The 19,929-nt window shown below is 62.7% G+C and carries 26 protein-coding genes; 15 read left to right on the plus strand and 11 right to left on the minus strand.

What is annotated here, in order from left to right:
- Positions 1-14: 14 nt before the first annotated feature.
- The 4 genes from NKI22_RS02460 to NKI22_RS02475 form a co-directional block, all read right to left on the minus strand.
- Positions 15-809, minus strand: coding sequence for an amino acid ABC transporter ATP-binding protein (locus tag NKI22_RS02460; RefSeq protein WP_023720990.1), 795 nt, complete (start codon positions 807-809; stop codon positions 15-17).
- A 4-nt stretch (positions 810-813) separates the two neighbouring features.
- Positions 814-1,464 carry an amino acid ABC transporter permease gene (locus tag NKI22_RS02465; protein ID WP_352640167.1) on the minus strand — a complete coding sequence of 217 codons (651 nt, stop codon included), beginning with the start codon at positions 1,462-1,464 and terminating at the stop codon, positions 814-816.
- A 1-nt stretch (position 1,465) separates the two neighbouring features.
- A complete protein-coding gene (locus tag NKI22_RS02470; RefSeq protein WP_023720988.1) occupies positions 1,466-2,131 on the minus strand; it encodes an amino acid ABC transporter permease in 666 nt (221 codons plus the stop codon).
- A gap of 71 nt (positions 2,132-2,202) precedes the next feature.
- Positions 2,203-3,084, minus strand: a complete 882-nt coding sequence (locus tag NKI22_RS02475; protein WP_031194546.1) for a transporter substrate-binding protein — start codon at positions 3,082-3,084, stop codon at positions 2,203-2,205.
- A 127-nt stretch (positions 3,085-3,211) separates the two neighbouring features.
- On the opposite strand from NKI22_RS02475, the gene NKI22_RS02480 reads away from it, so the two are divergent.
- Positions 3,212-4,015 carry an IclR family transcriptional regulator gene (locus NKI22_RS02480; protein ID WP_352815079.1) on the plus strand — a complete coding sequence of 268 codons (804 nt, stop codon included), beginning with the start codon at positions 3,212-3,214 and terminating at the stop codon, positions 4,013-4,015.
- 34 nt (positions 4,016-4,049) lie between these two features.
- Here NKI22_RS02480 and NKI22_RS02485 read toward each other — a convergent pair whose 3' ends face one another.
- Positions 4,050-4,253: a YdcH family protein gene (locus NKI22_RS02485; protein ID WP_023678480.1), complete on the minus strand. Its 204-nt coding sequence runs from the start codon at positions 4,251-4,253 to the stop codon at positions 4,050-4,052.
- Positions 4,254-4,494: 241 nt separating this feature from the next.
- Between NKI22_RS02485 and NKI22_RS02490 the strand changes: the two genes are divergently transcribed.
- The 7 genes from NKI22_RS02490 to NKI22_RS02520 all read left to right on the plus strand — a co-directional run bounded on the left by NKI22_RS02490 (position 4,495) and on the right by NKI22_RS02520 (position 11,234).
- Positions 4,495-4,674 carry a YdcH family protein gene (locus tag NKI22_RS02490; protein WP_023678481.1) on the plus strand — a complete coding sequence of 60 codons (180 nt, stop codon included), beginning with the start codon at positions 4,495-4,497 and terminating at the stop codon, positions 4,672-4,674.
- Between the two features lie 204 nt (positions 4,675-4,878).
- The gene (ispG, locus tag NKI22_RS02495; protein WP_352815080.1) at positions 4,879-6,132 is read left to right on the plus strand and encodes a flavodoxin-dependent (E)-4-hydroxy-3-methylbut-2-enyl-diphosphate synthase; all 1,254 of its coding nucleotides are present in this window, start codon (positions 4,879-4,881) and stop codon (positions 6,130-6,132) included.
- 4 nt (positions 6,133-6,136) lie between these two features.
- Complete coding sequence (locus tag NKI22_RS02500) at positions 6,137-6,991, plus strand: lytic transglycosylase domain-containing protein (RefSeq protein WP_352494180.1); 855 nt, start codon at positions 6,137-6,139, stop codon at positions 6,989-6,991.
- 174 nt (positions 6,992-7,165) lie between these two features.
- On the plus strand, positions 7,166-8,362 hold the full coding sequence (locus tag NKI22_RS02505) for a phosphoglycerate kinase (RefSeq protein WP_023720983.1): 1,197 nt from the start codon (positions 7,166-7,168) through the stop codon (positions 8,360-8,362).
- Positions 8,363-8,502: 140 nt separating this feature from the next.
- Complete coding sequence (locus NKI22_RS02510; protein WP_023720982.1) at positions 8,503-9,528, plus strand: class I fructose-bisphosphate aldolase; 1,026 nt, start codon at positions 8,503-8,505, stop codon at positions 9,526-9,528.
- Between the two features lie 151 nt (positions 9,529-9,679).
- The gene (locus tag NKI22_RS02515) at positions 9,680-10,417 is read left to right on the plus strand and encodes a DUF899 domain-containing protein (protein WP_023720981.1); all 738 of its coding nucleotides are present in this window, start codon (positions 9,680-9,682) and stop codon (positions 10,415-10,417) included.
- Positions 10,418-10,502: 85 nt separating this feature from the next.
- Complete coding sequence (locus tag NKI22_RS02520) at positions 10,503-11,234, plus strand: SGNH/GDSL hydrolase family protein (RefSeq protein WP_023720980.1); 732 nt, start codon at positions 10,503-10,505, stop codon at positions 11,232-11,234.
- A 116-nt stretch (positions 11,235-11,350) separates the two neighbouring features.
- Here NKI22_RS02520 and NKI22_RS02525 read toward each other — a convergent pair whose 3' ends face one another.
- Positions 11,351-11,512: a hypothetical protein gene (locus NKI22_RS02525; protein ID WP_008873884.1), complete on the minus strand. Its 162-nt coding sequence runs from the start codon at positions 11,510-11,512 to the stop codon at positions 11,351-11,353.
- A 203-nt stretch (positions 11,513-11,715) separates the two neighbouring features.
- On the opposite strand from NKI22_RS02525, the gene NKI22_RS02530 reads away from it, so the two are divergent.
- The 3 genes from NKI22_RS02530 (at position 11,716) to NKI22_RS02540 (ending at position 13,170) form a co-directional block, all read left to right on the plus strand.
- A complete protein-coding gene (locus tag NKI22_RS02530; RefSeq protein WP_023720979.1) occupies positions 11,716-11,883 on the plus strand; it encodes a hypothetical protein in 168 nt (55 codons plus the stop codon).
- A 141-nt stretch (positions 11,884-12,024) separates the two neighbouring features.
- Positions 12,025-12,432, plus strand: coding sequence for a hypothetical protein (locus NKI22_RS02535; RefSeq protein WP_352815082.1), 408 nt, complete (start codon positions 12,025-12,027; stop codon positions 12,430-12,432).
- An 18-nt stretch (positions 12,433-12,450) separates the two neighbouring features.
- Positions 12,451-13,170, plus strand: a complete 720-nt coding sequence (locus NKI22_RS02540) for a helix-turn-helix transcriptional regulator (protein ID WP_023678491.1) — start codon at positions 12,451-12,453, stop codon at positions 13,168-13,170.
- 61 nt (positions 13,171-13,231) lie between these two features.
- Here NKI22_RS02540 and NKI22_RS02545 read toward each other — a convergent pair whose 3' ends face one another.
- The 3 genes from NKI22_RS02545 to NKI22_RS02555 all read right to left on the minus strand — a co-directional run bounded on the left by NKI22_RS02545 (position 13,232) and on the right by NKI22_RS02555 (position 15,565).
- Positions 13,232-13,927 carry a DUF1013 domain-containing protein gene (locus NKI22_RS02545; protein ID WP_023720977.1) on the minus strand — a complete coding sequence of 232 codons (696 nt, stop codon included), beginning with the start codon at positions 13,925-13,927 and terminating at the stop codon, positions 13,232-13,234.
- A 354-nt stretch (positions 13,928-14,281) separates the two neighbouring features.
- Positions 14,282-14,422: a DUF1127 domain-containing protein gene (locus tag NKI22_RS02550; RefSeq protein WP_023720976.1), complete on the minus strand. Its 141-nt coding sequence runs from the start codon at positions 14,420-14,422 to the stop codon at positions 14,282-14,284.
- Positions 14,423-14,554: 132 nt separating this feature from the next.
- A complete protein-coding gene (locus tag NKI22_RS02555) occupies positions 14,555-15,565 on the minus strand; it encodes an NAD(P)H-quinone oxidoreductase (RefSeq protein WP_352588315.1) in 1,011 nt (336 codons plus the stop codon).
- A 124-nt stretch (positions 15,566-15,689) separates the two neighbouring features.
- Here NKI22_RS02555 and NKI22_RS02560 point away from each other — a divergent pair, with 124 nt between their 5' ends.
- The 3 genes from NKI22_RS02560 to NKI22_RS02570 all read left to right on the plus strand — a co-directional run bounded on the left by NKI22_RS02560 (position 15,690) and on the right by NKI22_RS02570 (position 17,546).
- The gene (locus NKI22_RS02560) at positions 15,690-15,884 is read left to right on the plus strand and encodes a DUF1192 domain-containing protein (protein WP_023720974.1); all 195 of its coding nucleotides are present in this window, start codon (positions 15,690-15,692) and stop codon (positions 15,882-15,884) included.
- Between the two features lie 95 nt (positions 15,885-15,979).
- The gene (locus NKI22_RS02565) at positions 15,980-17,227 is read left to right on the plus strand and encodes an MFS transporter (RefSeq protein ID WP_352480880.1); all 1,248 of its coding nucleotides are present in this window, start codon (positions 15,980-15,982) and stop codon (positions 17,225-17,227) included.
- Positions 17,228-17,258: 31 nt separating this feature from the next.
- Positions 17,259-17,546: an ArsR/SmtB family transcription factor gene (locus NKI22_RS02570; RefSeq protein ID WP_023720972.1), complete on the plus strand. Its 288-nt coding sequence runs from the start codon at positions 17,259-17,261 to the stop codon at positions 17,544-17,546.
- Positions 17,547-17,693: 147 nt separating this feature from the next.
- Here the strand turns inward: NKI22_RS02570 and NKI22_RS02575 are convergent, their stop codons facing one another.
- On the minus strand, positions 17,694-18,350 hold the full coding sequence (locus tag NKI22_RS02575; protein ID WP_023720971.1) for a glutathione S-transferase family protein: 657 nt from the start codon (positions 18,348-18,350) through the stop codon (positions 17,694-17,696).
- Positions 18,351-18,412: 62 nt separating this feature from the next.
- Entirely contained in the window at positions 18,413-19,279 is an 867-nt protein-coding gene (locus tag NKI22_RS02580) for an alpha/beta fold hydrolase (RefSeq protein WP_352588320.1), read from the minus strand.
- Between the two features lie 97 nt (positions 19,280-19,376).
- Here NKI22_RS02580 and NKI22_RS02585 point away from each other — a divergent pair, with 97 nt between their 5' ends.
- Complete coding sequence (locus tag NKI22_RS02585) at positions 19,377-19,901, plus strand: winged helix-turn-helix transcriptional regulator (protein ID WP_023720969.1); 525 nt, start codon at positions 19,377-19,379, stop codon at positions 19,899-19,901.
- Positions 19,902-19,929: the final 28 nt, after the last annotated feature.

Genomic DNA, 19,929 nt, shown 5'->3' on the forward strand with positions numbered 1-19,929 from the left:
TTCGCCGTCCGGTGTCAAAAATGCGAGGCGCGAAACCGCGCCAGGAAGCTGCGAAGGCGTTCATTGTCGAAGTCCGCAGCCAGGATCTCGGCGGGAGGTCCGACGGCACTGACGCCGCCATCCGCCATGAAAACGATGCGGCTCGATGCATCGCGTGCAAAAGCCATCTCGTGCGTGACCATCAGCATCGTCATGCCGTCTTCGGCGAGGCTGCGTACGACCTCGAGCACCTCGCCAACCAGTTCGGGGTCGAGCGCCGAGGTTATCTCGTCGAGGAGCAGGATCTTCGGCTCCATCGCCACAGCGCGGGCGATGCCGACGCGCTGCTGCTGGCCGCCGGAAAGCTCGGCCGGCAGACTGTCGGCCTTGTGGGCGAGCCCGACCCGGCCGAGCCAGTGCTCGGCAATGGTGCGGGCCTCGGCATTGCTCTTGCCGCGCACCTTGCGCAGGCCGAGCATGATGTTGCCGGCCGCAGTCAAATGCGGAAACAGATTGAAGCTCTGGAACACCATTCCGGTCTCGGCGCGCATCGCCGCCAGGTCGCGCTCGCTGCGTCGCTGGCGTGTTCCCGCCTCGCGGTAGCCGACCTCTTTACCGTCGATACGGATCGAGCCGTTATCATAGCTCTCCAGGAAATTGACGCAGCGCAGCAGGGTGGTCTTGCCGCTGCCGGATGGGCCGATGACCGTCACCACCTCGCCGCGCGTCACCTTGAGGCTGACCGAGCGCAGGACCTCGACGGATCCAAAGGCTTTGGAGACCTCGGAGATATCGAGAAGCGCCGGATTTGCGTGCGAGGCTTTGGACATCTTGTTATTCCCGGATGAAGGAGAAACGCCGCTCCAGCCGCCGGCTGGCCAAGGAGAGGGCGTAGTTGACGGCGAAGTAGACGAGCGCGCCGAGGATGTAGAGCGGCATCGCCTCATAGGTGCGGCCGATGACCTGGTTGATCGCTTGCATCAGGTCGGTGATGCCGAGCAGCGAGACCAGCGCGCTGCCTTTCACCGCGTCGGTGACGCCGTTGATCCAGGGCGGCAGGAAGCGCCTGAACGCTTGCGGAAAAATGACGTAGGCCAGCCGCTGGCGGAAGGTCAGCCCGATCGCCATCGCCGCCTCCGACTGACCCTTGGGAATCGAGCCGACGGCGCCCCTGAGATACTCGACGACTTGTGCGGTCTTGAAGAGGGTGAGGGCGAGTACGGCCGCCCAAAAGGACTCAAGATGCAGTCCCACCGCGGGCAGGCCGTAATAGACGAAGAAGATCAGCACCAGGATCGGAATGCCGCGTATGGTGTCGCTGAAGACGCGCACTGCCCAGCGCAGCGGAGCCGGACCATAGACGAGGCCGACACCCATCAGCACGCCGGCGATAAGCGATAGCACCACAACCAGCAGCGACACCCACAAGGTTACGGCAAAGCCTTCGGCGAGGAACGGCAAGGCATAGATGATCTGGCTCAGCATGTCAGCGCGCCGCCTTGAACCGGCGCTCGACCAGCCGCAGCGCGAAAAGCAGCGCGTAGCCGGTCAACAGGTACATCGCAGTCACCACCAGATAGACCTCGACAATGCGGAACGTGTTGAAGTTGATCCACTGGGCGCCATAGGTGAGCTCGGGTACCGAGATGACCGACGCCACCGACGTGTCCTTGAAGAGCGATATGAAAGTGTTGGAAAGCGCCGGCAGCGTTATGCGCAGCATCGTCGGCAAGCGTACATGGAGCAGTCTCTGCCAAGGGGTCAGGCCAATCGCCTTGCCGGCGTCGAGTTGTCCGCGCGGCACCGCCTCGAGCCCGGAGCGAAATACCTCGACCAGATAGGCGCCGCTGTAGAGCGACAGCGTGGCAATGAACGAGGTTTGCGCGCTGTAGGCGATATCGACCACGGTCGGCAGGCCGTAGAAGACCAGGTAGACGAGCAGGATCAGCGGCACGTTGCGGATGAACTCGACATAGCCCGCGATGACGGTCCGCACCGCTCGCCCGGCCGACACGTACCAGACCGCCAGAAGCAGCCCGATGACGATGCCGATCGCGATGGAGATGACAGCCAGCTCAAGGCTGAGCAGCAGCCCCCCCCAGAGCTTGTCGAAATGCCGCCAGATCAGGTTGAAGTTGAGGGTATAGCCCATGCGTCCTGCTTAGTGCCGACAGTCCGGGAACGAGGCGGAAGGGCGCCGGAGGCATCCTTCCGCCTGATGGATCAGATAACCGGGAATCCAGGATGGCGGGCCGGCGGCTCCTGTCCGAAATAATCCTTGAACGCAGCGTCGTAGAGTGCCGTTTCATGGCCGAACATGGCGATGGTGAAGGTCTGGTTGACGAAGGTCAGCCAGTCGAGGTCGCCCTGCCGCAGTGCGGCACCATAAAGCATCGAGAACCAACTCTTGCCGGCATCGAAGTATTTGTCCGGATTGCGCGAGGCGAGCCAGCGGACCGTCGACAGATCGACGGCCGCGGCGTCGGATCGCTTCGATTCCAGTGCCTGCAGCACGTTGGCCTGCGTGTCTATCTGCATCACCTGCGCCTCCGGCAGGACGATGCGCACGTTTGCCTCGGCATCGACGTTTTGCAGGATGGAAATCCGGGTCGCCGAACCGGCGGCAAGCAGCTTGTCGAAGGTCTTATTCTCGGCGTTCGGAAGGGTCAGCAAGGCGATGCCTTCGACATAGTAGGGCCTGGAGAAGTGGATCAGCTGCGAGCGCTGGGCGGTCATGGTCATGAACTGGATGGTGATGTCGACCTTGTTGGTGGTCACGTTCGGAATGCGCTGAGCCGGATCCTGCATGACGAATTCGACTTTGGTCGGATCGTCGAAAAGCCCCTTGGCGAGAATGCGACCCATGGTTATGTCCATGCCCACCAGTTCGCCGGCATCGTTCTCGAAGTGCCAGGGCGCGTTGGTGCTGCCGGTGCCGACGATCACCTTGCCGCGCTCGAGAACGGTGCGCAGCAGGCTGTCAGGCGCTGCCTGGGCCGCAGCTTTCTGGACATCGACCGCAGTGGCGGCACTCATCACTCCGGCCGTTGCAAGCCCGGCCATTCCCAGTTTCAGAAATTCACGCCTTTTGGATGTGTCGTTCACGGCGACCTCCTTCGTGTTGTGTTCCCCGTTGGACCAGCAGCGCAGGCATCGGTTGCAACTGACGTCATTGTCCCTTACAAGGGACGCCTGTACTCTGTACAAGACAGATTAACATCAGGAATCGATAATGCAAGAAGGCAATGCCTTGGCCGCTCGACCGGACGCCGGTCTGGACGAAGACAAGAATTCGGGCTCGCGGGAGAAGGGCCTCAACCGGGTCCTCCAGATTCTGGAGTTTCTCCACGCGACCCAGCGCGCGATCGGCATTGGCGATCTTGCCAGAGGGGTGAACGCACCGCGGTCGACGACCTATACGCTGGTGCGCTCGCTGGTCGACGCAGGCCTGCTGGAGATGGCCGGAGACGGCAATCGGGTCTATTTTGGAAAGAAGCTCTATCTCTACGGAATGGACTATGTGCGGGGCAACGACCTGCTCAGGCGAGGGCGGCAGGAAGTCGACCATCTGTCACGCGAGTCCGGCGAGACCTCGGAGCTGTGCATGCTGCAAAGCGGCCGCTACACCATCGTCCATTCAAGCCCGGGAACCAGGCCATTCAGGATCAGCTCGGCGACGGGTCTGCAAATACCGCTTCCCTGGACAGCTTCCGGGCGGCTGCTCCTCGCCGGCTTCGACAGGGCAGCGATCGAGGATATGGTCTCGGAAGACGACCTCGTACTGCCGGACGGCCGCAGGTTGCAGCTCGACGAGTTCATAGCCGATATCGCGGTGGCCAAGTCGGCCGGCTACTGCGTCACCTCCGGCCTTGTCGATGCCTACACGAAATGCCTGGCCGCGCCGGTCTTTTCAGCGCCGGGCAGGGTCGAGGCGACGATGTGCCTGGTGGTTCCCATCGATACCTCGACCGAAAAGACCGATGACCTGATAGAGCTGTTGCTCGAGCGCGCCGCGCGGCTTTCGATCGCGGCATAGGCCGCCTTTTCAGCAGGCCAGCGCCGGCGTCCATTCAAGCGATAATGTCTGGAATGATCTTGTCTTCCAGCGCCATCAGCCTGTCCTTCAGGAAAAGCTTCTTTTTCTTCATGCGCTGGATCTGCAGCGGGTCGCAATTCATGGCGATCATCGCATTGATGGCCGCGTCGAAATCGGCGTGTTCCTGCTTCAGCCGGGAATATTCGAGGCGGATATCTGCCTGTTCCTGATCGGACATTTTTACCGTCTGCACGTCTGCGGCGCCCAAACTATGGGCCTGATTGGGCGGGACCGGGGGTCTTCTTGCACCGGCGCGCAGCCCATACCACATTTCATATTGTCGTGGAATGCTACCACGCAGCATTCGACATCGGTGCGCGATGGTGGCACACTGTCATTATGCCGTCACAGAAGCGAGCCTGCGGTGGACGTGCCATGACGGCTGCAATCCGAGGAAACCATGAAAGGGAGAACCAATCATGTCTCTTGCATCCCATCTTGATGAGCTGCAGCGGAAACACGGCGACATCGAACGCGAAATCGACGATGCGATGACCCATCCGTCGGTAGACGACCTCGAAATCGTGAATCTCAAGCGGCGCAAGCTGGCGCTCAAGGACGAGATTGAAAAACTGAAGGCGAAACCGACGACGCACTGACGCCCATCCAGGACTAGCTGCGCCGCCTGGCGCGCGATTTCTTTCCGGTGGCATGTCTCTATGCTGCCGGAAACGCTTATGGATTTGCGGCAAGCTGCCGTCTTGTCATTTCCGATTTGCTAGGTCTGCGCGCCAGTCGCCATTGACAAGCCATCTTTGCTCCTCCACCTCATGCCCGGACCTTCAAGATTAAAGGCAGCCGGCATGACCGGATATTTTTCCTCACCCTTCCCGCGCCGCAGGTCGGTCGGTGTCGACGTCGGCGGCGTGATGGTCGGCGGCGGCGCCCCAGTGGTCGTCCAGTCGATGACCAACACCGACACGGCCGATGTCGACCAGACGGTGGCGCAAGTGGCGGCGCTGCATCGCGCCGGCTCCGAGATCGTGCGCATGACGGTCGACCGCGACGAAAGCGCTGCCGCTGTGCCGGCCATCCGCGAGCGACTGGAGCGGCTCGGGATCGACGTGCCGCTGGTCGGCGATTTCCATTACATCGGCCACAAGCTCCTGGCCGATCATCCGGCCTGCGCCGAGGCCTTGGCCAAGTACCGCATCAACCCCGGCAATGTCGGTTTCAAGGACAAGAGGGATCGGCAGTTCGCGGCGATCGTCGAGATGGCGATCCGATACGACAAGCCGGTGCGCATCGGCGTCAACTGGGGTTCGCTCGACCAGGAGCTGCTGACCCGGCTGATGGATGACAACCAGGCCCAAGGCTTTCCGCTGACCGCGCAGGAAGTGACGCGCGAAGCGATCGTGCAGTCGGCGATCCTGTCTGCCGAAATGGCCGAAGAGATCGGCCTTGCGCGCGAGAAAATCATCCTCTCGGCCAAGGTCAGCGGCGTGCAGGATCTGATCGCCGTCTACACCGAGCTTGCCACCCGTTCCAACCATGCGCTGCACCTCGGGCTGACAGAGGCCGGCATGGGCTCGAAAGGCATTGTCGCATCATCGGCTGCGATGGGCATCCTGCTCCAGCAAGGCATCGGCGACACCATCCGCATCTCGCTGACGCCGGAGCCGAACGGCGACCGCACACGAGAAGTGCAGGTGTCGCAGGAGCTGTTGCAGACCATGGGCTTCCGGCAGTTCGTGCCGATCGTCGCCGCCTGCCCGGGCTGCGGTCGCACGACCTCGACCGTGTTCCAGGAGCTTGCCCAGAACATCCAGGCTGACCTGCGCAAGAACATGCCGGTGTGGCGCGAACAATATCCCGGCGTCGAGAACCTCAAGGTCGCGGTGATGGGTTGCATCGTCAACGGTCCGGGCGAATCCAAACATGCCGATATCGGCATTTCGCTGCCCGGCACCGGCGAGACGCCGACCGCCCCGGTGTTCGTCGACGGCAAGAAGGCGGCGACGCTGCGCGGCCCGTCGATCGCCGCGGATTTCGAGAAAATGGTTTCCGACTACATCGAACGGCGGTTTGGCCAACACGGCAAAGCCGCGGCGGAGTAGTTCGATGCGGCGTTTGCTTGGGGCGACGCTGGTTGTCATTTGCTGGCTGGGCTGGGCGACAGCCGTCCAGGCCGATCCGCCGCGGCCCGCCAAGCAGAAGCTGATCGATCGAGTTTGCGATCTTATCGAGACGCATGCCGACCAGAACGGCCTGCCCCGGGATTTCTTTGCCCGGCTGATCTGGAAGGAGAGTCGCTTCGATCCCAATGCGGTCAGCCCCGTCGGTGCGGAGGGTATCGCCCAATTCATGCCGGGTACCGCCAAGATGCGCGGGCTCGCCAATTCGTTCGATATCGAGCAGGCTATCCCGGCCTCGGCAAAATACCTCGCCGAAATGAAGACCGGCTTTGGCAATCTGGGCCTCGCCGCAGCCGCATACAATGCCGGCGAGAGCCGGGTGACGCGCTGGCTGAATTCCGGCGGCTTCTTGCCGATGGAGACCGAAAGCTACGTTTTGGACGTCATGGGCGAGCCGGCCGACAGGTTCACCGATGCCGCGTATGCCGGCGTCATCCGGCCGCTCGACAAGAAGGCGAGCTTCGCTGCCGCCTGCCGCACGCTGCCGGTGATCATGTCCAGAACCGTGCCGATGTCGTCGATCAACATCAAGCCATGGGGCGTGCAGGTGGCCGGCAATTTCCGCCGCGCCGCGGCGCTCAATCAGTGGAGCAATGTGAGACGGCGGTTTCCAGCCTTGCTCAGCGGTCGCAATCCGGTGGTCAGCCGGGTGCGCACACCGATCGGCAGGCGCGGCATCTATGCGGTGCGGATCGGCGCCGACACCAAAGCCAAGGCCGACGATATTTGCCAGAAGCTGCACAGCGTCGGCGGCGCATGCATTGTGGTGCGCAACCGGTAAAGCCATATGTCGGCGCGTTTCGCGCCATTGCTGCCCATCTCGCTCCCGCTGGGCGCTTCATCTTCGACACGCGATCACATTTTCCGTGAACCCTTAAGCAGAACCGTCAGGCAGGTCTTGCATCGTCGTTGATGCGGGGTAAGGTCCCCGCGATTTTTCGCGAAAGGGATCAGCATGGCCGACTTCAAGACACTGGACGACATCGGCAATATCAGCGGCAAGCGTGTGCTGGTGCGTGTCGACCTCAACGTTCCCGTCACTGAGGGCAAGGTCACCGACGCCACCCGCATCGAGCGCATTGTACCGACCATCGCCGAGCTGTCCGGCAAGGGCGCCAAGGTCATCCTGCTTGCACATTTCGGTCGTCCCAAAGATGGACCGGCGCCGGAATTCTCGCTCGAGCCGATCGCCAAGGCGACGGCGGACGTGCTCGGCCGCCCGGTTGGCTTTGCCACCGACTGCATCGGCGACAAGGCCGCGAGCGCCGTCGCCGCCATGGAAAGCGGCGATGTGCTGCTGCTCGAGAACACCCGCTTCTACAAAGCCGAGGAGAAGAACGACCCGGCCTTCACCGAAAAGCTCGCCGCCAACGGCGACATCTTCGTCAACGACGCCTTCTCCGCTGCGCACCGCGCCCATTCGTCGACGGAAGGGCTGGCGCACGTGCTGCCGGCCTTCGCCGGGCGCACCATGCAGGCCGAGCTCGATGCGCTGGAAAAGGGCCTCGGCAATCCCGTCCGCCCGGTTGTCGCCATTGTCGGCGGGGCCAAGGTCTCGACCAAGATCGACTTGTTGATGAACCTGGTGAAGAAGGTCGACGCGCTGGTCATCGGCGGTGGCATGGCCAACACGTTTCTCGCGGCACGCGGCACCGACGTCGGGAAATCCTTGTGCGAGCACGATCTCGCGACCACCGCCAAGCAGATCATGATCGAGGCGGCCGAGGCCGGCTGCGCCATCATCCTGCCCGCCGACGCCGTTGTCGCCAGGGAGTTCAAGGCCGGTGCCGCAAGCGAGACCGTCGCCATTGCAGACGTACCAGCCGACGGCATGATCCTCGATGTCGGCGCGAAAACCGTGAAAACCATTGCCGAATGGATCGACCGTGCCGCGACGTTGGTCTGGAACGGGCCGCTCGGCGCCTTCGAGATCGAGCCGTTCGACCATGCGACGGTGGCGACGGCCAGGCACGCGGCAGCGCGCACCAAGGCCGGCAGGCTGGTCTCGGTGGCCGGCGGCGGCGATACGGTGGCCGCCCTCAACCATGCCGGCGTCAGCGATGATTTCACCTATGTCTCGACGGCCGGCGGCGCTTTCCTCGAATGGATGGAAGGCAAGCCCTTGCCCGGCGTCGACGTCTTGAAGCGCTGAGCGCGGCGTTAATAACAGCGCGAAGCAGTGCGCTCGCGATTTTCAATCGATTCGCGCTTCTCCGACGAAAGGGTTCGACTTGAACCTGCGTTGCTCTGGTGGTCTGCTGGGTACGGGTCAATTCTTTCAGGAGAAGCACGATGAGCGAACGTCTCGAGGACATTGCCGCCGCGATGGTGGCCAACGGCAAGGGCCTGCTGGCTGCCGACGAGAGCTCCGGCACTATCAAGAAGCGCTTCGACGTCATCGGCGTCGAGTCGACCGCCGACAGCCGCCGCGACTATCGCGAGATGATGTTCCGCGCCAGCGATGCAATGACCAAGTACATTTCCGGCGTTATCCTCTATGACGAGACCATCCACCAGAAGGCCGCCGACGGCACGCCGCTGGTCGACATCATCAAGGCATCAGGCGCCATTCCCGGCATCAAGGTCGACGCCGGCGCCAAGCCTCTGGCAAGATTTCCCGGCGATACCATCACCGAAGGCCTGGACGGCCTGCGCGAACGCCTCGCCGACTATTACAAGCTTGGCGCCCGCTTTGCCAAATGGCGCGCGGTAATCGACATCGATGTTGCCAAGGGGGTGCCTTCCGCCACCTCGATCGGCTCGAATGCCCATGCGCTCGCCCGTTACGCCGCGCTTTGCCAGGAAGCCGGCATCGTGCCGATCGTCGAGCCGGAAGTGCTGATGGACGGCGCTCATGACATCGACACTTGCTACGAGATCAGCAAGGCGACACTGACAAAGCTATACACCGAGCTCTATGCGGCCCGCGTCGTCCTCGAAGGCACCATCCTGAAGCCAAACATGGTTCTCGCCGGCAAGAAATCGGGCAAGGTCAGCAGCCCCGACGAGGTCGCCGAAAGGACGATAAAACTGTTCCGCGAGACGGTGCCAGCCGCGATCGGAGGCATCGCCTTCCTTTCGGGCGGACAATCGGACGAGCAAGCGACCGCCAACCTCAACGCCATCAACGCCATCGGCCCGCATCCGTGGAAGCTGACCTTCTCCTACGGCCGCGCCTTGCAGGCCGCTCCGCAGAAGGCCTGGAGCGGCAAGGCGGCGAACGTCGCCGCCGCGCAGGCCGCCTTCGCCCATCGCGCCCACATGAACCATCTGGCAGCGCTTGGACAATGGCAGCCGTCGCTGGAGCAAGCCGCTTAACCGAATCCATCTTGCGTTTCTCCCGACCCGGGCCACGTGCCCTGGTTTTGCTTGAAAGCAGCAAGGGCTGCAATTTTCTTGCAACTGAAATGCAGCTCGGTGTCGGCATTCCTCGCTGCCGAACGTCCTCCGTGAAAAGAGGAGCAGACCTATGCCAAACAACAAGACCGTTTCGCAGGAAGACTGGTTTCAGGCGCACAAGGCGCATCTGGCGCGCGAAAAGGAATTGACGCGCTTTCGCGACCGCGTCGCCGCCGAACGCCGCGAATTGCCATGGCTGAAGATCCGCAAGGACTACGTCTTCGAGACCGAGCAAGGGCCAAAGAAACTGCCCGACCTGTTTGGCGGCAACAGCCAGTTGATCGTCTACCATTTCATGTTCGGGCCGGGCGCCGATTATCGTTGCGAGGGCTGCTCGTTCCTTGCCGACCACATCGACGGCGCCAACCAGCATCTCAGGCACCACGATGTTTCGCTTGTCGTGGTGGCGCGGGCGCCGCTGGCCGAGCTTCTGCCCTACAAGCAGCGCATGGGCTGGAAATTCGACTGGGTGTCGTCCTACGCCTCGGACTTCAACTTCGATATGCAGGTGTCATTCACCGACAAGCAGATCGCGGCCGGCGACACGACCTACAATTTCGAGCGGCGCGCGCGGAGATCGAAGGACCTTCCCGGCACCAGCGTGTTCTATCGCGACGAGAAAGGCGACATCTTCCTGACTTTCATCTCGCGCTCCAGAGGCGGCGATCCGCTGATCGGCGCCTATCACTATCTCGACCTGACGCCGAAAGGCCGCAACGAAACCGGGCCGCATCATAGCCTCGCCGACTGGGTGCGGCTGCATGACGAGTATGAAGACCAATCCGGGACGCATGACTGCTGCCATTGAGGCGACAGGCTGTCGCTGCAAGGTCGTTCACCTTCAGTGCAACATGCGCTAAGTGCTGTTCGCTGTGCCCTAAAAGGGATTTGCCATGCGGCGCTTTCCGACCCTTCTCACCTGGCTCGCCTTTCCGGTCTATGTCTGGCAAGGACTTGGCGTGCGTCGCCGCACCACCCGCATGCTGCCGGCACAAGGTCCGGTCATGCACGAGATATCAGGCCAGGCGCCGGCAATCTCGCTGCTGGTGCTCGGCGATTCCTCCGCCGCCTCAGTCGGCATCGGCAATTCCGAAAACGGATTGGCCGCGCAACTGGCCGTTCTAATTGCGCAACGCACCGGCCGCACCGTGCGCTGGCGGGCAGCCGGCTTCAACTCGGCAACCTCTGGCCAGATCCGCGATCATGTGCTGCCCAATCTGTCGGCCGATCCGTGGACGCATATCGTGCTCGCCATCGGCACCAACGACACCAAGAATTTTCATTCGGTACCGCGCTTCAAGCGCGATTTTGGCGGCCTGCTCTACGCGCTGCGCGCCAAATGGCCGGAGGCGCGCGTGGTGTGGTCGCCGGTGCTGGAGTTCACCCGGGCGCCGGCAATGCCGCCGCTGCTCGGCAAGATCCTCGAGATCCGCGCCGGCGAGATGAACCGGATGGGCGAGCGCCTTTGCCTCGAGCGCGGCGCCATACCGGCGCCCCGCCTGCCGATCACTGACGCCGAGGCCGGCTTTGCGTCGGATGGATTTCATGCTTCGGAAGCCGGCTACCGCGCCTGGGCGGAACATCTGGCCGGCTTGGTGCTCGCCAACGAACCGGGCGTCGCGTAGCGGCTGCCGGCACTAAAGCGCGTCGCGTTCGATTGGCCTCATGCGACGCGCTTTAGGTTCTTTGTTTTACGTATGTCGTTGGCGCAAAACCGCTGCACACTTTTGCGCGACATGCATTACGTCCAGTGTCCGAGCACCGCCGTAATCGAAATCGCGGCCATAGCCAACAGCGCCAGCTTCCAGAAATCGCTGCGCCGCTTCAGCCCCGGCCAGCCGAGCGGCTTGATGAGCTGGATGACCATCATGGCGATGATGACGAGCGCGAGAAGTTTCGACATGCAGCCTTTGATCAGCATCGCGGCTGGCTGTCAAAGCGGCTCCGCGATCGCGGTCTTTCCACCGCGGCACGCCTCTTTTCAGCACTGTTCGATCACTTCGGTGGACAAATTGGAACGCCGGTCATGAGAGCCGCACCCTCCTGACAGACTGTTGTCAGTAGGGGTGTGCGATAGTGCCTGCATCGAAAGAGAGGAGACCAGCCATGAACGGTTTTACCATTCTGCGTAGCGTGCAGCACTATGTCGGCAAGATCCGGACGATGCGCAATGAGATCCGCACCCAGCGTTTCATGAACACCCTGCCGGCGGACATCCGCAAGGATATTGGCTGGCCGGACATGTATGGCGACCGCCACAATGGCGGCAATTGAGGCAATCTTTCTGCCCGGCGTTTGGATGCGGCCCGGCGATGAGCTTAAACAGGCATGCTGAAGCCTCCTGACAGTATGGTGTCAGGAGGCTCGTGCCATAGTGGGATGGCCGTCAGAGACGGACGGCCGAGAGGACGATCGATGAAAAGCTGGACCGACAGGCTGAACACGCCTGGCATCAACGGCATAACACCGTCGCCACGCACCATCGCTGATGTCGTCGAAGGCCAGCCGATGCTGGTTCCTACAGCTCGCCAGGTCGATGCATTCATCCGCGCCATCCCCGAAGGCATGGACATGGATATCCGGGCTTTGCGCATGGCGCTCGCCATCGAGCACAGTGCCGAGGTGACATGTCCGGTCACCATCGGCTATCATCTGCGTACCGTCGCCGAGGCCGCCAACGAGGATCTTGAGCGTGGCATGGCGCTGGGCGACATTGCGCCGTTCTGGCGGGTGCTCGACGCAAGCACGCCGACAACGAGGAAACTGTCCTTCGGCGCGGCCTCCGTCGCCGCGCAGCGCAAGCGCGAAGGGCTGGAGCAATAGACGCCGAGGGACCATACGATGCGCCGCGCCGACAGGCTCTTCCAGATCGTGCAGCACCTGCGCGGTGGCCGTCTGGTCACCGCCCAGAAGCTGGGCACGTGGCTCGAGGTTTCCGAGCGGACCATCTATCGCGACATCGCCGACCTGCAGTCGACCGGCGTGCCGATCGACGGCGAAGCCGGTGTCGGCTACATGATGAGGGAGGGTTTCGACCTTCCGCCGCTGATGTTCACGCGTGACGAGATCGTCGCGCTGGTCGCCGGCGCCCGCATGGTGCGCGCCTTTGGCGGCGCGGCCATGGCGCGAGCCGCCGACGAGGCGCTGGTCAAGATCGGCGCCGTGCTGCCCGACGCCGAAAAGGACCGCATCGCCCGCACCGAGATCCACACGCCGATGTGGGTGGTAAGCGACGCCGCCCGCGAAGCCATCGACCTGATTGAGCGGTCCATCGAGAAACGTCAGGTGCTGACCATCGACTATTCGGATGAGGCCGGCCGCAGCACCGCGCGCGACATCCGCCCGCTCGGCCTGTGGTTCTGGGGCAAGGTGTGGACCTTGGTCGCCTGGTGCGAGATGCGCGGCGATTTCCGCGCCTTCCGCATCGACCGCATCGCCTCGGTGGTCATCGCCGGCCGCACCTTCAAGCCGGAGCGCGGCAAGCAGCTCGCCGATTTCTACCGCGCGGTGGAACGCAGCGAGGACTACGGCATGGCACCGGACCGGGCGGCGCGAAGCTGACACGGAAGATCGAAAAAAAAGCCCGCTTGAAAGCGGGCTTTTTGTTTTGGATGCGAGACCTCTATTCCTCTTCGTCCGTATCCTTGTCCTTCGACTTCAGCGCCGAAAGCTTGGCGAAGACGGCGTTGGCGTCGAGTTCGCGGTCCTCGTCCTTCGGCTTTTCCGGCGCCGGCACCAGCCGTTCGGTCAAGGCGGCCGGCAGCAGCGTATCGCCGACCGGCTGCGCCTGCTCGCGGCCGCGCGAGGCGCGGTTGATTTCCATGTCGAGGTCGATCTGCGACGTCAGGCCGAGCGTCACTGGATCCATCGGCTGGAGATTGGCGGAGTTCCAGTGTTTTCTGTCGCGGATCTGGTCGATCGTCGACTTCGTCGTGCCGACAAGGCGGGAAATCTGCGCATCCTTGAGCTCGGGATGGTTGCGCACCAGCCAGAGGATGGCGTTGGGCCGGTCCTGGCGCTTGGACAGCGGCGTGTAGCGCGGACCCTTGCGCTTGGATTCCGGCACCCGCACCTTGGGGTCGGAGAGCTTCAGCCGGTGGTTCGGGTCCTTCTCGGCGCGCGCGATCTCGTCGCGAGTGAGCTGGCCGGTCATGATCGGGTCCATACCCTTGATGCCTTGCGCCGATTCGCCGTCGGCGATCGCCTTGACCTCAAGCGGATGCAGTCCGCAGAACTGCGCGATCTGCTCGAAGGAAAGCGCTGTGTTGTCAACCAGCCAGACGGCGGTCGCTTTTGGCATCAGCAGCGTATTGGCCATTACAAAAATCCTTCTCGTTCGCCCGCGTTCCCGCGCGGGCGGTGGTTTACAGCCACCAAAATGGGAAAATCGCGGTCTATATAACTGCTCACTCGCCATTTCGCAATGTTTTTGGCAGGCGCGCGTCAAGGACGGCATGGCGGCGCGACCAGCAGACCGCGAAGGGTCGGCACATGAAGCCATGCAGTCGAAAGCTTCAAAAAGACAAAGCCCGCCAGACCAAGGTCGGGCGGGCTCGGAACCGACGACGGAAATCCGTCTGCTACGGCTCTGGCTTCTAAGGCTTGATCCCGAACCGCGGCTCGGCGTTGCGGAAAAGCAGCGCCCGGTCTTCGGACAGGATCGTGCTCGAGATCAAAGCCCTTGGCGGGCGATTCTCTCTATGTCGCCGCGGTTGATGCCGAGATCATTGAGCTGACGAGCGTTCAGCCGGTTCAGTTCGCGCACGGTTTCGTTGTACATGCGCCAGTTACGGAAAGCGCGGATCGGGTTCATGGTAGTCCTCCATCGTTTCGATGCCGCGTAAATAGGCATCGGCGATGAAAAATTGAACAGACGCTTTTGCATGGCGGCAATGCGTTTGTTGCATTGCACCATTAAGCCTTCGTTCAGCCTGTTTACCGGCCGTCAGGCGACATCGAGCACAATCTTGCCAATGTGCTCACCCTCCTCCATCCGCTCATGCGCCCGCCAGGCTTCCTTGAGCGGGAAGATCGTGTCCATCACCGGTGCAACCTTGCGCGTGCCGAGCAGCGGCCAAACCTGCGCCTCCAGCGCAGCCGCGACTGCCGCCTTGAACTCCACCGTGCGTGGCCTGAGCAGCGAACCCGTGTGCACGAGCCGCTTGGCCATGATTTTGAAGAAATCGGCGCTCGCCACCGCTCCGCCCTGCGTCGCGATCTGGACGATGCGGCCCTCCACGGCCGCAGCCTCGTAGTTTCGCGCGACATAATCGCCGCCGACCATGTCGAGGATGACGTTGGCGCCCTTGCCGCCGGTTGCCTCCTTGACCGCGGCGACGAAGTCCTCCTCGCGGTAGTTGACCGTCCGGTCGGCGCCGAGCTTGAGGCAGGCGTCGCATTTCTCCTTGCTGCCGGCGGTGGTGACGACATAAGCGCCGAAAGCGGCAGCAAGCTGGATCGCCGTCGTTCCGATACCCGATGAGCCGCCATGCACGAGCAGCGTCTCGCCGCTCTTCAGGCCGCCGCGCTCGAAGACATTGTGCCAAACAGTGAAGTAGTTTTCCGGCAGCGCCGCCGCTTCGGTGTAGGTAAAGCCGGCGGGCAGCGGCAGCACGCTGCCGGCATGAACCTTGACATATTCGGCATAGCCGCCGCCCGCCGTCAGCGCGCAGACCCGGTCGCCGACGCGCCAGCGCGATATCTCGTCGCCGAGGGCGGCGACTTCGCCCGCCGCTTCCAGGCCCGGCAGATCCGACGCACCCGGCGGCGGCGGATAGGCGCCCTTGCGCTGCTGCACGTCGGGCCGGTTGACGCCGGCGGCACGCACCCGGATCAGGATCTCGCCAGGGCCGGGTACCGGCACGTCGCGGGTTTCCGGTTTCAGCACCCGCGGCCCGCCCGGCTCCGAGATGGCGATCGCCATCATCCTGGTCGGAATTTTCTGTGCGTTCGCCATGAATTTTCCCGTCGTGTTTCGCCGGTTTCTAGCGCCAGCTGTTGCCGGCCATTTGCATCCATACCCCTGCCCTATGTATGCTCATTGGCAAATCAGGCAAATGGGCAATCACGGAGGAGCGACGATGGCGGTCTTCGACGACGAACCCAAGAAGAAAGCGCGCCCGCACGAGATCGGGCAGGATCTGTCGCTGCTTTCTGTCGATGAATTGTCCGAGCGGATCGGCATCCTGCGCGGCGAGATCGCCCGGCTGGAAGCCGAGCTCATGACCAAGGGCTCCACCAAGTCGGCGGCAGAGGCGCTGTTTCGCCGCGGATAGTACTGCGGGCAATTCCAAAAGCTCGGGCACGCCGCCGAAAAGCCCGAATGCCGCTGTCTCCAGACCTGTGCCCCGAACCCCAGCCGGATTGAACAATGTTCGCAAGCTACAGACCGATCCTCTCGCTGCTGCGCGGCACCGCGTTCCTGCTGGCGGCATCCGGGCTGCACGGGCTGCTGTTGCCGCTGCGCGGCCAGGTGGAGGGCTTCTCGACCGCATCGCTCGGCCTGATGGGCACGGCTTGGGCCGGCGGCTTCGTCACCGGCTGCTTCTTTGCGCCACGCATCGTGCGCCGCGCCGGTCATGTCAGGGCTTTCGGCGCCTTTGCCGCATCGGGAGCGATCGTCGCACTGCTCACCGGCCTGATCATTGATGAATATACCTGGATCCTGCTGCGCGCCTTCACCGGCTTCACCATGGCCGGTGCTTTCATGGTCATCGAAAGCTGGCTGAACGAGAAGGCCACCAACGAAAACCGCGGCACCGTCTTCGGCCTCTACATGATGGTCACCTATGCCTCGATCATGGGCGGTCAGATGATCGTTGCCGGCGGCGATGTGAAATCGGCGTCGCTATTCATGATCACCGGCATTCTGTTTTGCCTATCACTGATCCCGACGGCGGTCTCGACGGCGTCGCACCCCAAGCCGCTGCAGGACGTGTCGCTTGACGTCAAAGGGCTCTACGTCAATTCGCCGGTGTCGGCGATCGCCTGCGTGCTGATCGGCATCGCCAACGGCGCCTGGGGCACGCTTGGTGCCGTTTATGGAGCTCGCATCGGCATCTCGACGGCCGAGATCGCGCTCATGATGAGCCTGGTGGTCATCGCCGGCGCCGCCATGCAGCTTCCGGCCGGGCGGCTCTCCGACACGACGGACCGTCGTTTCGTGCTGGCGGGCGCGGCTTTCGGCGCTGCGCTGTTCGCCATCGCCATCTTCCTGTTCGAACCGCGCTCCGGCGTCTTCGTTATCGTCTGCACCGCCGCCTACGGCGCCTTCGCCTACACGCTCTATTCGATCGCGGTGGCGCATGCCAACGACCATGCCCGATCGGAAGACTTCGTCAAAGTGTCGGGCGGCCTGCTGCTGCTTTATGGCTTCGGCACGATGATCGGCCCGCTGCTGGCCGCCGGCCTGATGGGCTGGATGCGTCCCGAGGGGCTGTTCCTGGCTACTGCGTTGGCGCATCTCTGCCTGGCCGCCTATACGCTGCTGCGCATCAGCCGTCGCGCGCCGGTGCCAATCGAAGGCCGCGATGCCTTCAAGACCCAGCCGGCCGACCGCTCGGTGACGCCGGAAGCGTTGCGGCTCGACCCGCGCAGAAAAGCTGAAACCGACGGTTGAGATTCGAGACGCTTTGCCCCACAAATAAGGCATGATGCTTTCCGACGCCTTCATGGCGATTGCCGATCCCAACCGGCGCTATCTCTTGGAAGAGCTCCGGCGCGGACCGAAGACCGTCAACGAACTGGCCTCTGGCTTGCCGGTGTCCCGCCCGGCCGTTTCGCAGCATCTGAAGGTGCTGCTTGATGCCGGGCTGGTCAACGCCAAGCCGGAAGGCACCAGGCGCGTCTATACGGTCAGCAATGCCGGCTTCCTAAAGCTCAACATCTGGCTCGACCAGTTCTGGGATGCAGAGCAGCTCGGTTCACCCGGAAGCTGAGAGGCGTCGTCCGCGCGTCGGGCAGCTCGTGCAGCCTCGGGCCTGGAGCAATTCCAGGAAAAGTGTGAAACGGTTTTCCGTCCGGAATTGCGCAAAAAACAAAAGGATAGAGCGGTTCGGCGTTTCCGTGAAACGATGAACCACTCTCTAGCCGTTGTTGTAGGGGAAGAGCTTGAAATAGGGCTGCGCTTCCTCGATCACACGGGCAACCGACGGGCGCCGCAGCAGCCGGTCGTGATAGCGCCTCACCGCAGGATATTTGTCGCCGAACGGCTCGACCTTGTTAGCGTAGAACAGCGCGGGGGCGGCGGCGCAGTCGGCCATGGTGAAGCTCCCGCCCACCGCCCATGTCCTCGACTGCATGTCCTGTTCGATGACGGCGTAGGAGCTGCGCAGCTGGGCGCGCGCCTGCTCGACGCCGAACGGATCGGTCTTGCCCTCCGGCCGCAGCCGGTCGCCGACGATCTTCTGCATCGGTTCCTGGACGTAGAAGTCATAGAAGCGGTCGGCGAGCCGGGTCTGGCGAGCGAGATCGACATCGGCGGGGATCAGTTCGGCCGGCCCAGGATAATACGCGTTGAGATATTCGATGACGATTGTCGATTCCGGCACGGTCCGATCCAGCGCTTCATCACGCAGTACCGGCATCTTGCCGAGCGGCCACAATTTCAGAAACGCCACGCGCGACTGTTCATTGCCGAGATCGACGACAACGGATGTGAATGGCGTGCCGTTCTCATAGAGCGCGATCAGCGGCTTCCAGCAGAAGGAGGCCAGTGGATGAAGATGCATAGTCAGGGACATTGGTTGTCGTTCCTTGGGGTGGTTCGTCTCGCGGAAATTCGGTGTTGAGGTCAGGCTTGGTACTATTTGGCTTGGCTGTGGGTGACGATGGCATCGATGATCGCGGCCCAGTCGTCGGGATGCAGCTCGTGGCCGCCGCTCTCGATCCGGACCAGCCTTGCGCCGGCGACCGCGTCGGCAAGAGCGGCGCCATGCTCGACTGGAAAGATCGGATCGTCGGTGCCGTGGATAACGAGGAGCGGGATCTTCATCTCGTGCAGCCGCCCCGTCCAGTCCTCGCCGCTCCGATCTTCGCCGCTCCCATCTTCGCCGCTCTTGAGCATGAAATGATTGGTGGCGCTTAGAAAGCCGCCGGACCGGTCGTAATCCTGTTCGACGAAAGCCCGCGTGCGCTGCTCGTCGAATGAGCGTGCGGTGCCGGTGAGCGCATACGCGTCCTTGACGATGAAATCGACCGCCTGGCCACGGTCAGACCAGTCGACCTTCGCGCCTTCGTCCGAATGTTTCCTGTAGGCCTCGGTGGTTCCGGGCAGATGCGACGTATCAATGCCCAAGGGCGAGCTGCTGATCACCGTAAGCGAAGTGACACGCGACGGGTATTTCAACGCAACGAGCTGCGCAATCACGCCGCCCATCGACATGCCGACCACGTGCGCCTTTCGGATTCCCTGGTCGTCAAGGACGCGGATGGCATCGTCCGCCATGTCGTCGAATGTATAAGGCGGCTCGCCCGGCGCGTATTTCGTCGAACGGCCGGTATCGCGATTGTCATAGCGGACCACGAAGCGACCCTCGCCGGCCAGCTTCCGGCAAAACGCTTCCGGCCACCAGAGCATGGAAGCCATGGCGCCCATGATCAACAATACCGCCGGATGTGCCGGATCGCCGAACGTCTGGGATACGATTTCGGGGTGTTCGGCGTTTCTCATGGCTTTCCTCCTCGGGTCGCGAATCTGATTGCAATTTGCAATCGGTTGCACGATATTAAAACCGATACGATAATGCAACCGGTTTTTGGAGATTCGCATGAACATCGATCGCCGGTCCGGATGTCCGATCAATCTGTCGCTCGAAGTGTTCGGCGATCGGTGGAGCCTGATCATCCTTCGCGACATCATCTTCGGCGGCAGACGCCACTTTCGCGAGCTGCTCAATGGCTCGATGGAGGGCATCGCCTCCAACATCCTCGCCGACCGGCTGAAACGGCTGATGGAGCTCAGCATGCTGACCAAGGCGGACGATCCCTCCCACAAGCAGAAGGCGATCTACAGCCTGACCGAAATGGCTATTACGCTGGTGCCGATCCTGGCGCATCTCGGCGCCTGGGGCCGCGTCTGGCTCCCGGTCAGCGAAGAGCTCTCTATCCGTGCCGAGCTTCTGGAAAAAGGCGGCCCGCCGATGTGGGATAAGTTTATGAACGAGTTGCGCCACGAGCATCTAGGTGCGTCTCCCGCCCCATCTGGACCCACCGTGCGCGCGACCTTGCAGGCCGCATACGATGCGGTGATCGCCCGCAATGCGGAGCGAGTCGGGTGCGATCCGGCGCCATGACCAACTTATTTTCCCAATTGCGGGCTGG

Source organism: Mesorhizobium sp. M0778, assembly GCF_040320105.1.
Classification (GTDB): Bacteria; Pseudomonadota; Alphaproteobacteria; order Rhizobiales; family Rhizobiaceae; genus Mesorhizobium.

Excerpts from the sequence above, each read along its gene's own strand:
- NKI22_RS02460 (WP_023720990.1), bottom strand. The coding sequence starts at position 809 with ATGTCCAAAGCCTCGCACGCAAATCCGGCGCTTCTCGATATCTCCGAG.
- NKI22_RS02530 (WP_023720979.1), top strand. The coding sequence starts at position 11,716 with ATGAACGGTTTTACCATTCTGCGTAGCGTGCAGCACTATGTCGGCAAG.
- NKI22_RS02520 (WP_023720980.1), top strand. The coding sequence starts at position 10,503 with ATGCGGCGCTTTCCGACCCTTCTCACCTGGCTCGCCTTTCCGGTCTAT.
- NKI22_RS02550 (WP_023720976.1), bottom strand. The coding sequence starts at position 14,422 with ATGAACCCGATCCGCGCTTTCCGTAACTGGCGCATGTACAACGAAACC.
- NKI22_RS02490 (WP_023678481.1), top strand. The coding sequence starts at position 4,495 with ATGTCTCTTGCATCCCATCTTGATGAGCTGCAGCGGAAACACGGCGAC.
- NKI22_RS02575 (WP_023720971.1), bottom strand. The coding sequence starts at position 18,350 with ATGTCCCTGACTATGCATCTTCATCCACTGGCCTCCTTCTGCTGGAAG.
- NKI22_RS02500 (WP_352494180.1), top strand. The coding sequence starts at position 6,137 with ATGCGGCGTTTGCTTGGGGCGACGCTGGTTGTCATTTGCTGGCTGGGC.
- NKI22_RS02505 (WP_023720983.1), top strand. The coding sequence starts at position 7,166 with ATGGCCGACTTCAAGACACTGGACGACATCGGCAATATCAGCGGCAAG.
- NKI22_RS02555 (WP_352588315.1), bottom strand. The coding sequence starts at position 15,565 with ATGGCGAACGCACAGAAAATTCCGACCAGGATGATGGCGATCGCCATC.
- NKI22_RS02485 (WP_023678480.1), bottom strand. The coding sequence starts at position 4,253 with ATGTCCGATCAGGAACAGGCAGATATCCGCCTCGAATATTCCCGGCTG.
- NKI22_RS02585 (WP_023720969.1), top strand. The coding sequence starts at position 19,377 with ATGAACATCGATCGCCGGTCCGGATGTCCGATCAATCTGTCGCTCGAA.
- NKI22_RS02540 (WP_023678491.1), top strand. The coding sequence starts at position 12,451 with ATGCGCCGCGCCGACAGGCTCTTCCAGATCGTGCAGCACCTGCGCGGT.
- NKI22_RS02510 (WP_023720982.1), top strand. The coding sequence starts at position 8,503 with ATGAGCGAACGTCTCGAGGACATTGCCGCCGCGATGGTGGCCAACGGC.
- NKI22_RS02535 (WP_352815082.1), top strand. The coding sequence starts at position 12,025 with ATGAAAAGCTGGACCGACAGGCTGAACACGCCTGGCATCAACGGCATA.
- NKI22_RS02515 (WP_023720981.1), top strand. The coding sequence starts at position 9,680 with ATGCCAAACAACAAGACCGTTTCGCAGGAAGACTGGTTTCAGGCGCAC.
- NKI22_RS02560 (WP_023720974.1), top strand. The coding sequence starts at position 15,690 with ATGGCGGTCTTCGACGACGAACCCAAGAAGAAAGCGCGCCCGCACGAG.
- NKI22_RS02545 (WP_023720977.1), bottom strand. The coding sequence starts at position 13,927 with ATGGCCAATACGCTGCTGATGCCAAAAGCGACCGCCGTCTGGCTGGTT.
- ispG (WP_352815080.1), top strand. The coding sequence starts at position 4,879 with ATGACCGGATATTTTTCCTCACCCTTCCCGCGCCGCAGGTCGGTCGGT.
- NKI22_RS02470 (WP_023720988.1), bottom strand. The coding sequence starts at position 2,131 with ATGGGCTATACCCTCAACTTCAACCTGATCTGGCGGCATTTCGACAAG.
- NKI22_RS02565 (WP_352480880.1), top strand. The coding sequence starts at position 15,980 with ATGTTCGCAAGCTACAGACCGATCCTCTCGCTGCTGCGCGGCACCGCG.
- NKI22_RS02480 (WP_352815079.1), top strand. The coding sequence starts at position 3,212 with ATGCAAGAAGGCAATGCCTTGGCCGCTCGACCGGACGCCGGTCTGGAC.
- NKI22_RS02525 (WP_008873884.1), bottom strand. The coding sequence starts at position 11,512 with ATGTCGAAACTTCTCGCGCTCGTCATCATCGCCATGATGGTCATCCAG.
- NKI22_RS02580 (WP_352588320.1), bottom strand. The coding sequence starts at position 19,279 with ATGAGAAACGCCGAACACCCCGAAATCGTATCCCAGACGTTCGGCGAT.
- NKI22_RS02570 (WP_023720972.1), top strand. The coding sequence starts at position 17,259 with ATGATGCTTTCCGACGCCTTCATGGCGATTGCCGATCCCAACCGGCGC.
- NKI22_RS02465 (WP_352640167.1), bottom strand. The coding sequence starts at position 1,464 with ATGCTGAGCCAGATCATCTATGCCTTGCCGTTCCTCGCCGAAGGCTTT.